This is a genomic window from Pseudomonas monsensis, assembly GCF_014268495.2.
Lineage (GTDB): Bacteria > Pseudomonadota > Gammaproteobacteria > Pseudomonadales > Pseudomonadaceae > Aquipseudomonas > Aquipseudomonas monsensis.
Genome location: NZ_CP077087.1, coordinates 1815763 through 1829515 on the forward strand (window position 1 = coordinate 1815763; position 13753 = coordinate 1829515).

16 protein-coding genes are annotated in these 13753 nt (G+C 61.4%); 8 read left to right on the forward strand and 8 right to left on the reverse strand.

What is annotated here, in order from left to right; translation table 11 throughout:
- The first annotated feature begins 6 nt into the window (after window positions 1-6).
- Window positions 7-939, forward strand: a complete 933-nt coding sequence (locus tag HV782_RS07915; RefSeq protein ID WP_123465498.1) for a D-2-hydroxyacid dehydrogenase — start codon at window positions 7-9, stop codon at window positions 937-939.
- Window positions 940-1080: 141 nt separating this feature from the next.
- Here HV782_RS07915 and HV782_RS07920 read toward each other — a convergent pair whose 3' ends face one another.
- Window positions 1081-1674, reverse strand: coding sequence for a nitroreductase family protein (locus tag HV782_RS07920; RefSeq protein ID WP_123465500.1), 594 nt, complete (start codon window positions 1672-1674; stop codon window positions 1081-1083).
- A 165-nt stretch (window positions 1675-1839) separates the two neighbouring features.
- On the opposite strand from HV782_RS07920, the gene HV782_RS07925 reads away from it, so the two are divergent.
- Window positions 1840-2289: a YcgN family cysteine cluster protein gene (locus HV782_RS07925; protein WP_003222605.1), complete on the forward strand. Its 450-nt coding sequence runs from the start codon at window positions 1840-1842 to the stop codon at window positions 2287-2289.
- A 35-nt stretch (window positions 2290-2324) separates the two neighbouring features.
- Window positions 2325-3554, forward strand: coding sequence for a hypothetical protein (locus HV782_RS07930; protein ID WP_186744604.1), 1230 nt, complete (start codon window positions 2325-2327; stop codon window positions 3552-3554).
- 162 nt (window positions 3555-3716) lie between these two features.
- On the opposite strand, the gene HV782_RS07935 is transcribed toward HV782_RS07930, so the two are convergent.
- From HV782_RS07935 to HV782_RS07950, 4 genes are all read right to left on the reverse strand, one after another.
- Window positions 3717-4094 (reverse strand): YgaP family membrane protein, encoded by a 378-nt coding sequence (locus HV782_RS07935; protein ID WP_186744606.1) that lies wholly within the window; start codon window positions 4092-4094, stop codon window positions 3717-3719.
- An 81-nt stretch (window positions 4095-4175) separates the two neighbouring features.
- Window positions 4176-4646 carry an RNA methyltransferase gene (locus tag HV782_RS07940; RefSeq protein WP_007911337.1) on the reverse strand — a complete coding sequence of 157 codons (471 nt, stop codon included), beginning with the start codon at window positions 4644-4646 and terminating at the stop codon, window positions 4176-4178.
- Window positions 4647-4854: 208 nt separating this feature from the next.
- Window positions 4855-5226: a YajD family HNH nuclease gene (locus HV782_RS07945; RefSeq protein ID WP_007911336.1), complete on the reverse strand. Its 372-nt coding sequence runs from the start codon at window positions 5224-5226 to the stop codon at window positions 4855-4857.
- A gap of 49 nt (window positions 5227-5275) precedes the next feature.
- Entirely contained in the window at window positions 5276-5962 is a 687-nt protein-coding gene (locus HV782_RS07950) for a spermidine synthase (protein ID WP_123465506.1), read from the reverse strand.
- Between the two features lie 80 nt (window positions 5963-6042).
- Between HV782_RS07950 and HV782_RS07955 the strand changes: the two genes are divergently transcribed.
- Window positions 6043-6327 carry a hypothetical protein gene (locus HV782_RS07955; RefSeq protein ID WP_123465508.1) on the forward strand — a complete coding sequence of 95 codons (285 nt, stop codon included), beginning with the start codon at window positions 6043-6045 and terminating at the stop codon, window positions 6325-6327.
- Here the strand turns inward: HV782_RS07955 and HV782_RS07960 are convergent.
- Entirely contained in the window at window positions 6324-6797 is a 474-nt protein-coding gene (locus HV782_RS07960) for a cyclic nucleotide-binding domain-containing protein (RefSeq protein ID WP_123465510.1), read from the reverse strand. The genes HV782_RS07955 and HV782_RS07960 overlap by 4 nt on opposite strands.
- Before the next feature lie 236 nt (window positions 6798-7033).
- Entirely contained in the window at window positions 7034-9088 is a 2055-nt protein-coding gene (locus HV782_RS07965) for a S9 family peptidase (protein ID WP_186744608.1), read from the reverse strand.
- A gap of 235 nt (window positions 9089-9323) precedes the next feature.
- On the opposite strand from HV782_RS07965, the gene HV782_RS07970 reads away from it, so the two are divergent.
- The 3 genes from HV782_RS07970 to HV782_RS07980 are packed head-to-tail and all read left to right on the forward strand — an operon-like array spanning window position 9324 to window position 11169.
- Entirely contained in the window at window positions 9324-9821 is a 498-nt protein-coding gene (locus tag HV782_RS07970; protein WP_064586450.1) for a hypothetical protein, read from the forward strand.
- Between the two features lie 16 nt (window positions 9822-9837).
- Window positions 9838-10614, forward strand: coding sequence for a class II glutamine amidotransferase (locus HV782_RS07975; protein WP_025110635.1), 777 nt, complete (start codon window positions 9838-9840; stop codon window positions 10612-10614).
- 12 nt (window positions 10615-10626) lie between these two features.
- The gene (locus HV782_RS07980; protein ID WP_128616348.1) at window positions 10627-11169 is read left to right on the forward strand and encodes a DUF2937 family protein; all 543 of its coding nucleotides are present in this window, start codon (window positions 10627-10629) and stop codon (window positions 11167-11169) included.
- Between the two features lie 163 nt (window positions 11170-11332).
- Here HV782_RS07980 and HV782_RS07985 read toward each other — a convergent pair whose 3' ends face one another.
- Window positions 11333-12247: a LysR family transcriptional regulator gene (locus tag HV782_RS07985; RefSeq protein WP_186744610.1), complete on the reverse strand. Its 915-nt coding sequence runs from the start codon at window positions 12245-12247 to the stop codon at window positions 11333-11335.
- Window positions 12248-12406: 159 nt separating this feature from the next.
- On the opposite strand from HV782_RS07985, the gene HV782_RS07990 reads away from it, so the two are divergent.
- Window positions 12407-13693, forward strand: a complete 1287-nt coding sequence (locus HV782_RS07990; RefSeq protein ID WP_123465518.1) for an MFS transporter — start codon at window positions 12407-12409, stop codon at window positions 13691-13693.
- Window positions 13694-13753 lie beyond the last annotated feature (60 nt).

A 13753-nucleotide genomic window follows, 5' to 3' on the forward strand; every position in this document is an offset into this window, starting at 1 on the left:
TTGAAGATGCGCGTTCTGATTGCTGAACACGACCACGCGATATACGCCCGGCTGCTGCGTCAGGCAGCTCCGGAACTGGAAGTACTGACCAGCGGCGACTCCGCCGAACTGGCCCGACAGGCTGCCGATTGCCCGGTGTGGCTGGGGCAGCCGGATCTGCTCGCGACCCTGTTGCGCCAGGGGCATCAACCGCAATGGCTGCAGTCGACCTGGGCCGGCATCACGCCGTTGCTGGCCGACGGTTTGCGCCGCGATTACCGCTTGACCCGTGCGGTGGGGATTTTCGGTCAGGTGATGGCCGAATACGTCCTGACCTACATGCTCGGTCATGAACGTGAAGTGCTGGCGCGTCTGGTCAGCCAGGTCGAGCGCAAGTGGGATAACCGCACCGGTCAGAGCCTGGTCGGGCGCAAGGTGCTGATCGTCGGCACCGGCGACATTGGCCAGAGCGTGGCGCAGTTCCTGCTGCCGTTTGGCGTCGAGTTGTACGGCATCGCCAGCAGCGCCCGCGAACAGGCGCCGTTCGTCGAAGTCGGGGCGCTGGCGGATCTGCCACGGCTGGTGGGCGAGGTGGATTACGTGGTCAATCTGCTGCCCAACACCGAGCACACCCACGATATTTACGACGCGGCACTGTTCAAGCAATTCAAGCCGACCGGGTTGTTCATCAACGTCGGGCGCGGTGTGGCTGTAGTGGATGCGGATCTGGTCGAAGCATTGAAAGAAGGCCATCTGGCCGGCGCGGTGATCGACGTCTGCCGCCAGGAACCGCTGCCGCAACGTCATCCGTTCTGGACGGCCTGGGGTTTGTTGCTGACCGGCCACAGTTCGGCGCCGACTTCGCCTTCGTTGATGGTGCAGCTGTTTGTCGACAACCTGAAGGCGTATCAGGCCGGCGAGGCGTTGCGCGGCGAAGTGGATTTCAACCGCGGATATTAAATCCACTGCTCACTTGAATGATGCACAAAACCTGTGGGAGCTAGCCTGCTGGCGATCAGGGAGTGTCAGTCAACATTGATGTTGTTTGACACACCGCAATCGCTAGCAGGCGAGCTCCCACAGGGGTTTTTGCAGTATGGCTTAAAGGGTGAAGTCGCCTTCAGCCACCAGCTCGCTCAGCGGACGACGCGGGCTTGGCTCTTCACGGGCCTGCAGGTACTCGGCCAGCGTCGCCTTGTCACCCAGCTTGCCAACTGCGACTGCTGCATGCAGCGCATAACCTTCCGGGATATTCAGCTCCTTGCGCGTGAGTTCCTGATCGAAACCGGCCATGCCGTGGGTGTGCCAGCCGCTGATGCTCGCTTGCAGTGCCAGATGGCCCCAGGCCGAACCGGTGTCGAACGTGCTCCACAGCGCCGGCGTCTCTTCACTGGCGCCGGGTGCGGTGAACGTGGTTTTGGAAATCACGATCACCAGCGCCGAAGCGTGTTGCGCCCAGCTGCGGTTGAATTCATTGAGCAGACCCAGATAACGCGCCCAGTTCGGCGTATCGCGACGCGCGTAGAGAAAACGCCACGGCTGCGAGTTATAAGCCGATGGTGCCCAGCGTGCGGCTTCGAAGAAGCTCAGCAGGGTTTCTTCCGGGATCGCTTCGCCGGTAAACGCGCGCGGCGACCAGCGGTCGGTGAATTGCGGGTGAATGGCGTAATCGGCAACGCGAGGGTTGGCACTCATCAAAAGATTCCTTGCTGTGTTTGAGTCATGAATTCGTGACAGAACCCTACTGGGCGGTGATTTGCCTGACAAGCGGGATTTACCGACAGTCGCCAGCGCTTGGCCCGCAAGGCCGGGGGCACTAGACTGGCGGCCTTTTCACCACCTGATGTTGATGCTTGAGCCATGGCCGCCAAAGTCGAACCGTTCTGGAAACGCAAAACCCTCGATCAACTGGATCACGAGGAATGGGAATCGCTGTGCGACGGCTGTGGCCTGTGCTGCCTGCAAAAGCTCGAGGATGAAGAAGACAACAGCGTCTACTACACGCGCATCGCCTGCAAACTGCTGGACCTGAAAACCTGCCAGTGCAGCGATTACCCGAACCGCATCAAGTTTGTCCCGGACTGCATCCAGCTCACCCCGGGCCAGGCCGAAGAGTTCAAGTGGTTGCCGCCGACCTGTGGTTATCGGCTGGTCAGCGAAGGCAAGGACCTGCCGTTGTGGCACCACCTGGTGTGCGGCGATCGCGACGCGGTGCACCACGAACGGATTTCCCAGTCCGGGCGCATGCTCGCCGAAGGCAGCGTGCCGGAGGATGATTGGGAAGATCACCTGATTTTCCGGGCCGGTTAAGCGCCCGCAGATTCACCTTTCACCAAGGAGTGTGTATGGCTGGGGGATTGCGGCGGGCGCTCAGTGTGGGCTTGCTGGCGTTGAGCGCGCCAGTGTGGGCAGCGAAGAAAGTCGATCTGGACTACCACGTGCGCCTGTTGCCGCAAAGCGATCAGGCCGAAGTGCGCCTGACCCTGGCCAAAGGTGAAGCGGTGCGCAGCCTCGACTTCGACCTCGGTGATGGCAGCCATTACAGCGACTTCAAGGCCGACGGCCAGTGGCAGCTGACCCCGGGCAAACAGGCCCGGGGCGTCTGGCGTCCGACGGGCGACAAGGCCAGTCTGACCTACCGCGTCAGCGTCAGCCACGCTCGCAAGGGCGGCAGCTTCGACACGCGCATGACCCCGAGCTGGGCGCTGCTGCGCGGCGAGGATCTGGTGCCGCCGGCCAAGCTCGATCAGCAGGATGGCGTCGAGCTGTTGTCGCGGCTGCAATTCGAACTGCCCGGCGGCTGGCAAAGCGTCGAAACCGCCTGGCCGCGCATCGGCAAGTACAAATTCCGCATCGACAACCCTTCGCGCCTGTTCGACCGCCCGACGGGCTGGATGCTGGCCGGTCACCTCGGCAGCCGCCGCACGCGCCTGGGCGAAACCGAAGTTACCGTGGCCTCACCGCAAGGGCAGGGCATGCGCCGCATGGATGTGCTGACCTTGCTGACGTTCGTCTGGCCGCAGGTGCAAGCGGTCTATCCCCGGCATCCGAAAAAACTGTTGATCGTCGGCGCCAACGACCCGATGTGGCGCGGCAGTCTCGGTGCGCACGAATCCATCTATATGAATACGCGGCTGCCGCTGGTCAGCGAGAGCGGCAGCAGTGCACTGGTGCGTGAGTTGGCGCAGGTGTTCGGGCGGATCAACGACGCCCAGCGCAGCGACTGGATCAGTGAAGGATTGGCCGAGTATTACTCGATCGAACTGGTGCGCCGTGCGGGTGGCATGAGCGATGAGCGTTATCAGGCGTTGCAGGCGAAGTTGGCCAGGGACAGTCAGAAGGTGACGACCTTGCGCGGCGCGCAGATCAGCCCGGCGCAGCTTTCAAAAGCGGTGATGGTGCTGCAGGAGCTGGATCGCGAGATTCGCCTGAAGACGCGTAACAAGCGCTCGCTGGATGATGTACTGCGCGGGGCGATGCATCTGGGGACGGTGGATACCAAGGCGTTTGTGCAGCTGGCCGAGAGTGTTCTGGGCGAGTCCTCCAAGGTCCTCGATACCGCGTTACTGCAGTGACATCGCTATCGCTGGCAAGCCAGCTCCCACAGAATTCGGGATGTTCATCAAAATGGTGAACGACACAGAATTCGGGATGTTCATCAAAATGGTGAACGACGCAGAAACTGTGGGAGCTGGCTTGCCAGCGAAGAGGCCAGAAGCCTCACCGCAAATCCTTGATCAAACCCCGGCTTTCGGCGACTTCACCGAATCGTTGCCGGTCACGGTGGCGGTGCTGGTCGCCGCCTCGGCGTTGGCCTTGAGTTTGTTCAATTCTTCCCCGGCGCGCTCGATCTTGGCCCGTACATTGTCCATGTCCTGACGACTCTTCTCGATCAGGCTTTTCATCGAACTGTGCCCAGTGATGCCGCGGGCCATCGCCACGCCGCCAATTGCCACCTGAATCAGGCCGAACACGCCGCCACGGCGCAGCCCCTTGCCGACCATGATCACGCCACCGGCCAGCGAGCCGATGCGTTCCCAGCCTTCGACGTTCTGTTCGGAGCGGCTCTGGAACGGGGTGGATTCGATACGTTCGACGCGTTTGAGCTCGGCCATGATCTTTCTCCAGGCAATGAGTAATGGATAAACAAGCTGACTGCCACAGCGCTCAGCTCGTTCCATCGGATGTGCGACGTTTCAGCGGAATTTTGGTCCGGAGCGGGTATTCAGACCCTTGGCCATGCGGTCGTAGAGCACGACGTTGACCGTGGCGGCGAGGTTCATGCAGCCAGTGGTCGGGATGTACACGACGTCTTCGCACCAGTCGCGGATCTCTTTATCCAGCGAGCCGTCTTCGGGACCAAAGATGTACAGCGCGCGGTCCGGGTGGGTGTATTCGGGCAGCGGGCGGGCGCCTTCGACCAGTTCCACGGCAACGGGTACGCAGTTGAGCGGCAGGATTTTTTTCAGGTCGTCGATGCCGATCAGCGGGATGTCGTAGTGCACGCGCTTGGTGTCGGTGACGAAGTCGGCGGCGCGTTCATAGCGCTTGCCGGTGTAGAACACCGATGCCACGCCGTAACAGCCTGCGGCGCGCATCACCGAACCGACGTTCTCCGGTGATTTGGGGTTGTACAAACCAATGCAGCTGTAACGTTTGTCTGCCACGAGCGGGGTGCCTTCGGGAAAAAGAGGGCGATTATACGGGGATTGGGGGAGGGCGGGCAGATTCGAGATCTGCGGTGTCTGCTCTGGCCCTATCGCTGGCAAGCCAGCTCCCACAGGTATCTCGGGTGTTCACAAAATTTGTGAGCGACCAAAATCATTGTGGGAGCTGGCTTGCCAGCGATTGGGCCTGTTCAGGCGCTGAAGATCTTCAGTCTTCTTTTTTCATCAGGCCGGCCAATGCAGCAAACGGGTTGTGCGTGGCCTTGGCGATCTTCGGCGTGCTCAGCGAGCCTTCGCTGAAATACTGCTGATCGGTGTAGCGCGAGTGTTCGTTGTCGTGGCAATACAGGCACAACAATTCCCAGTTCGAGCCGTCCTGCGGGTTGTTGTCGTGGTTGTGGTCGCGGTGATGCACGGTCAGTTCGCTCAGGCGCTTGCCGGAAAACTCACGGGTGCAGCGGCCACAGACGTGCGGGTACATCTTCAGGGCCTTGTCGCGGTAGCCCATCTCCTTGTCGCGCTGGTTGTCGGCAAGGATGCGATCGAGCTTCGACGTGTTGGTCGGGGTGGACGAACTCATGGGTTCACCTTTGTAAAAAGACTAATGACGGATATGTGCAGAGTTTAGCTCAGCCCTTGAGCTTCTCGGCAATCCAGATCGTGTGGCGGGTGCCCTTGTTGCCGTGGGCGAACACCTGGACTTCTTCGGCCTTGAAACCGGCCTTCTTCAATTTGTCGGAAAACTGTCGGTCGGCGCTGGCTGACCATACGGCGAGCACGCCTTTGGGGCGCAGGGCCTTGGCGCAGGCGTTAAGGCCGGCGGCGGAGTACAGCCAACTGTTGGCCTTCTGGGTCAGGCCTTCAGGACCGTTATCGACGTCGAGCATGATCGCGTCGAAGCCGTTCGGCTCGCTTTGCAGCACCTTGGCCACGTCGTCCTGACGGATCACCGTGCGCGGATCGAGCAGCGGCCGCCCGGACTTTTCCCCCAGCGGCCCACGGTTCCATTCGACGACGCCAGGGACCAGTTCGGCGACCACCACTTCGGCACTTTTGCCCAGATGCTTGAGCGCCGAGGCAAGGGTGAAGCCCATGCCCAGGCCGCCGATCAACACCCGCGAGTGCGGCCGTCCGGCGACTTTGCGGCAAGGAATCTCGGCCAGCGCATCTTCGGAACCGTGCATGCGCGTGTTCATCAATTGCCCGCCGTCGCCGCCCTGGATCTTGATGACGAAATCCTCGCCATACTCGAACAGGCACAGGGCGCCACCGTTGTCAGGGATCGGCGTGGTGTCGAGCAGAACGAAACGTTTCATGGAAATCTCTACAAGGGGGAAGGCAAGCAGGCCCGTTGGGAGTAGCCTGAGCGCAGACTAGAGGCCAAACGGAGCCCTTGATGAAGCGCACCATTCTAACGGTCATTGCCCTGGCCGCGCTCTCGATTACTGCAGTGCAGGCGCAGCAGACCATTCCGGTCAGCCCGACGCCGTCACCCGGTTCGCCCGGGACTGCAACACCGACGCCGTATCCGCAAATCACCCCGATCAACATTCCCAAGTCGGGTGCCGGCAGTGGCAGCCCGCCGCTGGTACCGATCGAAATGCCCAGTCCGCCGGGCAAGGATCAACCGGTGCCGGGCATCGAACCGAGCGGCACCAAGGCGAAATCCCCTGGCGGTTAAACCTGTTGCGCCGCCAGTTGGCCGTCGGCCATGCGCAGGCGTTTCGACAGGGACACGGCGAGGGCGCGGATGATTTTCGCGGCGATCTTCGGCGCGTCGTTGAGCATTTTTTCCAGCGAGTCCTTGCCGAGGTTGAGCAACTGACAGTGGCTCGCGGCGATGCAGGTCGCCGAGCGTCGTTCACCATCGAGCACCGCCATTTCACCGAAGGCGCGGCCGCTGCGCAGGGTGGCCATGGTGATGACCTGGCCGTCGGCGCCGGTTTTCTGCACCGCGACCTGCCCGGTGTGAATGATGCACATGAAGCTGCCGGCATCGCCTTCGTGGAAAATCGCCTCGCCTTGCGCCACGGTGCTGATGCTGAAGTAGCCGGAGGCCGCGGCAAAGTCCGCCAGCTGCAATTGATCGAACAGGCCGCAGTCCATCAGCCAGTCACGGATTTCGTTGTTCAGTAGAGTGGGTTCTGACATGTCATTGCGGTCTTTTTGTTTTCACATTTCAAGGCCTCACACGGATCCCGTGTGAACACGCTTTTGTGGCGAGGGGATTAAGACCCGCTCGGCTGCGCAGCAGTCGCAAATCCTGCCAATACGGTACTTCAGGGATACCGAATTTGCAGTTCTTGGGGCTGCTTCGCAGACCAACGGGGATAAATCCCCTCGCCACAAGGGTCTGGAATTAAGACCCAAGTGACCGACGGAGTTCCTCAGGCCAACCCCAGAACCTTGAAAACAAATGCGTATTCGAGCGCTACGTCACGTAATCCCTGATAACGCCCGCTCATCCCGCCGTGCCCGGCGCCGAGTTCGGTCTTGAGCAGCAGCACGTTATCGTCGGTCTTGGTCGCCCGCAGTTTCGCCACCCATTTGGCCGCTTCCCAGTACTGCACGCGGCTGTCGTTGTAGCCGGCGATCACCAGTGTTGCCGGATAGGCCTGCGCGGTGACGTTTTCGTAAGGAGCGTAGGCCTTGATCCGCTCATAGACGTCCGGCTCTTCGGGGTTACCCCATTCGTCGTATTCGGTGACGGTCAGCGGCAGCTCCGGGTCGAGCATGGTGTTGAGCACGTCGACGAACGGCACTTCGGCAATCGCCACGCCGAACAGGTCCGGCCGCTGATTGAGCACCGCGCCGATCAGCAGACCCCCGGCACTGCCGCCGCTGATCGCCAGTTTCTCGGCGGTGGTGATGCCGTTGAGGATCAGGAATTCGGCGCAGGCAATGAAATCGCTGAAGGTGTTGTGCTTGTGTTCCTGCTTGCCGGCGCGGTACCAGGCTTCGCCCAGCTCGCCGCCGCCACGCACGTGGGCGATGGCAAACGCCATGCCGCGATCAAGCAGACTCAGGCGCGCGTGGGAGAACCACGGGTCGAGGCTGGAGCCGTAGGCGCCATAACCGTAAAGGTACAGCGGCACCGCTTTGCCGACCATTTCGCGTTTCATCACCAGGCTGATCGGCACCTGTGTGCCATCCGGCGCGGTGGCCCACAGGCGTTGGCTGACGTAGGCGTCGGCGTCGAACGGGCCGAGCACCGGGGTTTCCTTGAGGACGGTTTGCTCGCCGGTGGCCAGCAGCAACTGTCGCACCTGCGCCGGACGGTTCAACGCCTCGTAGCGCAGACGAATGCGATCGCTGTCGAACTCCAGGCTGTTTTGCACATAGAGGCTGTAGGCCGCATCCGGCAGTTGCACGCGATACGAGGGCAAACCCTGTGAGTGCACCTCGATGATCGGCAGGCCGCCTTCGCGCAGGCTCAGGGTCATGGCCTCGGCGTTGAGGGTGACGCCGTCGAGCATCACCGTGTCGCTGTGCGCGATCAAGTTCTGCCAGTCGGCTTCGCTCGGCGCGACCCCGGTGTCCGGCGCCTGATACAGGGCGAAGTTGATGCCGTCGCGGTTGGTGCGGATGAACCAGGTCCATGCGCCATCGAGCATGCCGTGGTCGACGTCGTATTCGTGATCTTCGACCCGTGGCGCCAGGCAGGTGAAGGGCAGGTGCGGCTGATGCGCGTCCAGTGCCCAGACTTCAGTGGTGGTCTTGCTGCCCAAGGTCAGCAGTAATTGCTGTTCGGAGCTGGAGCGATAGCAATGCAGGAAGAAACGCCCGTCCGGCTCGTGGAACACCTCTTCGGCGGCGGTGCCGTCGAGGCGGTAGCGAAACAGTTTGTGCGGGCGGTGGGTGTCGTCGAGTACCCCGAAAAACAGGGTCAGGCTGTCGTTGGCCCAGGTCATGCTGCCGTCGCAGTCTTCGAATTCCAGTTCGCTGACCTTGTCATTGGCCAGTTCCTTGACGAACAGCGTGTAGATCTCGTCGCCCGACGCGTCGACGCTGTAGGCCAGGCGCTGGTGATCCGGGCTGATGCTGAACGCGCCGAGAGAGAAAAAGCCGCCATTGGCCAGCACGTTCGGGTCGAGCAGCAGTTGCTCGCGGCTTTCGTCGAGGGTCAGGCTGTCGTCCGCCGGACGCGGGCAGCGGTAATGCCGGGCGTATTCGTCGCCAGCGGTGGTGCGCGTGTAATACAGATACGGACCCCACGGCGAGGGCAGGGACAGGTCGGTCTCGAGAATCCGGCCCTTGATCTCTTCGAACAGGCTTTCACGCAGCTTGGCCTGATCGGCGGTTTGCGCTTCCTGATAAGCGTTTTCAGCCTTGAGGTAGTCGAGCACCGCGTCGGTGTCGCGCTCCTGCAGCCAGGCATACGGGTCGGCACCGGGCGCCTTGTGGGCAATCGGAGCAGTGATGGCATGGGCGGATTGGGGCATGGAAGGCTCTCGGACAATGTTCGGAAATAAGGGGGCGCCGCTCTTGAGACCGCCACCGACCCCTGCGGGAGCGAGCTTGCTCGCGAAGGCGTCGTGTCAGATGACATTTGTTTCACTGACCCACCGCTTTCGCGAGCAAGCTCGCTCCCACAGGTTGGCTGCTGGCCGTCTGGCATTGGGACAAGCCTGGCGGACGAAAAGTCGTTACTATAAGCGCCTCTTTGCCTGCCTTGCCATGGACACCATGACCGAGAACGACTATCTGATCGCCTGGGGCCTCTACGCCTTTGCCGCTGTAGGCTGCCTGTTGGTATGGATGCGCCTGACCCGCTGGATGTGGCGCTGGCTGCGCGAGCCGCTGCGGGTGCTGATGGCGGTGTTGCTGTTCAGCCCGACCATCATTGACCCGGTGAAAGCCAAGGTTGCACCGTCCATCGCCATCACTGCGCTGGATCTGGCCTTCAAGGTCGGCAACAACGCCTGGCGGGCGATTTCCGACCTGTTCATGTACGGCATGATCGCCTTTGGCATCTACCTGATTTTCGTGTTGATCCGCTTCCCGATCGAACGCGCCTCCCGCGCCCGTCGCGAGCAGGCCGAGGCCGCCAAAGCGGCGGCGCGTGCCGATGACCGTGACGACGATCAACCGTTCGGCGCTGCCGGTGATGACCGCTACGGTCGTCCGCCGGTGCCGAACAATCCGCAGCGCATGCGGGTCGAGCCGCGTCTGTAATCCCGAGAGTCCGCACATGTGTGAATTACTGGGCATGAGTGCCAACGTGCCGACCGATATCGTGTTCAGCTTCACCGGCCTGATGCAGCGCGGCGGGCGTACCGGCCCGCACCGCGACGGCTGGGGCATCGCCTTCTATGAAGGTCGCGGTTTGCGCCTGTTTCAGGACCCGGCCGCCAGCAGTGAGTCGGAAGTCGCCAATCTGGTACAACGTTATCCGATCAAGAGCGAAGTGGTCATCGGCCATATTCGTCAGGCCAACGTGGGCAAGGTCTGCCTGTCCAACACCCACCCGTTCGTGCGTGAACTGTGGGGGCGCAACTGGTGTTTCGCGCACAACGGCCAGCTCGCCGATTTCACCCCGATCAAGAGTTTCTACCGCCCGGTGGGCGACACCGACAGCGAAGCGGCGTTCTGCGATTTGCTCAACCGCGTGCGTGCAGCCTTCCCGGAACCGGTCGATATAGAAGTGCTGTTGCCGGATCTGGTCGCCGCGTGCGCCGAATACCGCAGCAAAGGCGTGTTCAACTGCCTGCTCAGCGACGGCGACTGGCTGTTCTGCTATTGCTCGACCAAACTGGCACAGATCACCCGACGCGCGCCGTTCGGTCCGGCACGGCTCAAGGACGTCGATGTGATCGTCGATTTCCAGGCCGAAACCACGCCCAACGACGTGGTCACGGTGATCGCCACCGAGCCTTTGACCGAAAATGAAACCTGGACCCGCTACGAACCGGGCCAATGGAGCCTGTGGCGACGCGGCGAATGCGTCAGCCAGGGCACGACCGAATAAGGATTGCACCCCATGTTGCTCAGTTATCTACGGCTGGTGTTGTTTGCGGCGGGCCTGTTGATCGGTGTCCAGGTGCCGGGGTTCATCAGCGATTACGCCAAACGCGTCGAGGCGCATCTGATCGAGGCGCAAACCGGTCTGCGTGGTTTCCAGGGTACTGCCGAGCAGTTCTTCAAGGGCGACTTGCAGGCGCTGGTCGCGCATTACCGTGCCAGTGAAGACCCGGTGTTTCGCAGCGATGCCGACAGCCTGAGCACCTTGCTCAACCGGCAGATCGCGCTGGACAAGCAATACCAGGCGATGCAAGGCCCGTGGTACATCCGCTTTCTGCAGGTGGTGCTGGCGGCGGATCCCGACATTCGCAAGGAAACCTGGAACGGTTACAGCTACCAGATCCTGCTGACGCCAGAGGCGATGATCTGGGGCATGAGCGGGGCATTGTTGCTGTCGTTCGGCATCGAGTGCCTGATTCGTCTGATTGACTGGGTGGTGCTGGGCGGCCGGCGTTTGCGCCAGAGCCGGCCGATCGAAGACCGCGACGTGCGTGGCTTGTAAGTTCTGCACAATCCCTTGAAGTGAGGGGATTTTGTGGTGAGGGGATTTATCCCCGATGGGGCGCAAAGCGGCCCCCTTATGGTGTGTCAGATAAACCTGATGCTGCAGGTTTAAGGGCTGCTACGCAGCCCATCGGGGATAAATCCCCTCACCACAGGTGTGATCAGTCAGTGAGGGTGATGTAGTTATCGCCCACCTTGCGCGCATAGTCCCCCAGCACCTGCTGACACAACGTCACGATCTCCTCGACCCACTCAACCCCCACCCGCCAAGACACCACCACCTGCAAATTTGGCGGTCGCTGATCAATGTCCAGCAAGGTCAATTCGCCTCGCGCCAACTCCTCGGCGACCAACACCGGTGGTAGCACGCCGATGCCAAATCCATCACGCAACAACCGCGTGATCGCCGACACCGAATTCACGCAGTTCAAACGTGGCGTCAGCACGCCGTTGGCCTGCATCAGCGCCAGGAGGTCCTGATGCGGCCGGGAGTTTTTCGAGTAGGTGATGATCCGTTCCTGCGCCAGTTCGGCCAGGTCGGCGTAGTCGCGGTTGTAGATTGAGTTACTGGCGACGATCCAGCCCAGCGGATGACTGGCCAGCTCCAGACTGCGCACGCTTTCATGGCGGATCAGGTCAGTTTGCAGGACGATATCGAGAAAGCCTTTTTGCAACTGATCGCAGAGGTTCAACGACGTATCCGCCACCAGCTCGATTTCCACCCGTGGATACAGATCAGTCATCTGCGCCACCAACGGGCTGAGCCAGGTGTGGATCACCGTGTCCATCACCCCGATGCGCACCCGGCCGACCTTGCTCGAACGGGTCTCGATCGAGTGCTTCAGCGCCTGCATGGTGTCGAGCATCTGCTCGGCATAGTCCAGCACCTTCAGGCCTTCGGGCGTCAGGCTGACGCCGCGTGAATCACGCAAAAACAGCTTCACCCCCAGCTCGCCCTCGAGCACCGCGATGCGGCTGGAAATCGACGCCTGGGTGGTGAACAGCTTGTCGGCGGTCAGGCGAAAACTCTTCAGCCGGGCGACCCAGACAAAGGTCTCGAGAAACTTCAGATTCATGGCAACGGCTCGGGTGACAAATTTTTCTTATGCCTAAGGCGGGTTTTTATTCGTTGGACGCAGCCGGGCGACGCGCCCAAAAATCGGCGTATCCGGCCCCCACGATAGGCGTCGTCGGGGCTACGAACAAGACCAATAAAAAACCTGCGGAGATAAGCCATGAGTGCTCCCGACACCCTAGAAGCATCCACGGCAACGGCGCGTCCGGGGCCGTTCGACTGGTATCGCAACATCAATCAGCAAGAGCGTCGCACGTTCTGGAGCTGCAAGATCGGCTACGGTCTGGACGGCATGGACACGCAGATGCTCAGCTTCGTGGTGCCGACCCTGATCGCCATGTGGGGCATCAGCACCGGGCAGGCCGGGCTGATTCACACCAGCACCCTGATCGCCTCGGCCATCGGCGGCTGGGTGGCAGGGATTCTCTCCGACCGCATCGGCCGCGTGCGCACCCTGCAACTGACGGTGCTGTGGTTCGCCTTCTTCACCTTCCTCTGCGGCTTCGCCCAGAACTATGAGCAACTGCTGATCGCCCGCACCCTGATGGGCTTCGGTTTCGGCGGCGAGTGGACCGCCGGCGCGGTGCTGATCGGTGAAGTGATCCGCGCCAAGGACCGCGGCAAAGCGGTGGGCATGGTGCAATCCGGCTGGGCTCTGGGCTGGGGGCTGACGGCGATTCTGTATGCGCTGCTGTTCTCGGTATTGCCGCCGGAAGACGCCTGGCGCGCGCTGTTCATCCTCGGCATCGTGCCGGCGATTTTTGTGATTTTCGTCCGTCGCCTGGTGAAAGATCCGGAGATCTATCGCGAGGCCAAGGCTGCGCAAACCCCGGAGAATTCGGCGAAGTTCTACGAGATCTTCGCCCCCGGCATGCTCTTCACCACGTTTCGCGCCTCCCTGTTGACCACCGGCGCTTTGGGCGGCTACTACGCGATCACCTCCTGGCTACCGACATTCCTCAAGAATGAACGCGGTTTGAGCGTGCTCGGCACCGGCGGTTATTTGGCAATGGTGATCGTCGGTTCCTACGTCGGCTATGTGATCAGTGCTTATCTCACCGACCTGTTGGGACGTAAAAAGAATTTCATCCTGTTTGCGGTCGGCTCGTTCACCATCGTCTTGCTGTACACGCAGATGCCCGTCAGCAACGGCGTGATGCTGTGGCTGGGTTTTCCGCTGGGCTTTTTCGCTTCGGGAATTTTCAGCGGCATGGGCGCGTTTCTCACCGAGCTGTTTCCTACGCGGATTCGCGGTTCCGGCCAAGGGTTTTGCTACAACATCGGCCGGGCGCTGGCGGCGCTGTTTCCGCTGCTGATCGGCTTGCTCAGTCAGAAAGTCCCGCTGAGCGTGGGTATCGGCGCGTTCGCGGCGGTGTCCTACGGGGTGGTGATCCTGGCGGCGTTGAGCCTGCCGGAAACCCGCGGCAAGCAACTGGATGCGCAGTAACTGATAACCTGCGGGGGCAGTGCCCACCGGGCATTTGTCCTACGGATAGAAAGACAAAAA

Coding starts and splice junctions, on each gene's coding strand:
- HV782_RS07915 (WP_123465498.1), top strand. CDS start 7: ATGCGCGTTCTGATTGCTGAACACGACCACGCGATATACGCCCGGCTG.
- HV782_RS07920 (WP_123465500.1), bottom strand. CDS start 1,674: ATGAGTGCCAACCCTCGCGTTGCCGATTACGCCATTCACCCGCAATTC.
- HV782_RS07925 (WP_003222605.1), top strand. CDS start 1,840: ATGGCCGCCAAAGTCGAACCGTTCTGGAAACGCAAAACCCTCGATCAA.
- HV782_RS07930 (WP_186744604.1), top strand. CDS start 2,325: ATGGCTGGGGGATTGCGGCGGGCGCTCAGTGTGGGCTTGCTGGCGTTG.
- HV782_RS07935 (WP_186744606.1), bottom strand. CDS start 4,094: ATGGCCGAGCTCAAACGCGTCGAACGTATCGAATCCACCCCGTTCCAG.
- HV782_RS07945 (WP_007911336.1), bottom strand. CDS start 5,226: ATGAGTTCGTCCACCCCGACCAACACGTCGAAGCTCGATCGCATCCTT.
- HV782_RS07950 (WP_123465506.1), bottom strand. CDS start 5,962: ATGAAACGTTTCGTTCTGCTCGACACCACGCCGATCCCTGACAACGGT.
- HV782_RS07955 (WP_123465508.1), top strand. CDS start 6,043: ATGAAGCGCACCATTCTAACGGTCATTGCCCTGGCCGCGCTCTCGATT.
- HV782_RS07960 (WP_123465510.1), bottom strand. CDS start 6,797: ATGTCAGAACCCACTCTACTGAACAACGAAATCCGTGACTGGCTGATG.
- HV782_RS07965 (WP_186744608.1), bottom strand. CDS start 9,088: ATGCCCCAATCCGCCCATGCCATCACTGCTCCGATTGCCCACAAGGCG.
- HV782_RS07970 (WP_064586450.1), top strand. CDS start 9,324: ATGGACACCATGACCGAGAACGACTATCTGATCGCCTGGGGCCTCTAC.
- HV782_RS07975 (WP_025110635.1), top strand. CDS start 9,838: ATGTGTGAATTACTGGGCATGAGTGCCAACGTGCCGACCGATATCGTG.
- HV782_RS07980 (WP_128616348.1), top strand. CDS start 10,627: ATGTTGCTCAGTTATCTACGGCTGGTGTTGTTTGCGGCGGGCCTGTTG.
- HV782_RS07985 (WP_186744610.1), bottom strand. CDS start 12,247: ATGAATCTGAAGTTTCTCGAGACCTTTGTCTGGGTCGCCCGGCTGAAG.
- HV782_RS07990 (WP_123465518.1), top strand. CDS start 12,407: ATGAGTGCTCCCGACACCCTAGAAGCATCCACGGCAACGGCGCGTCCG.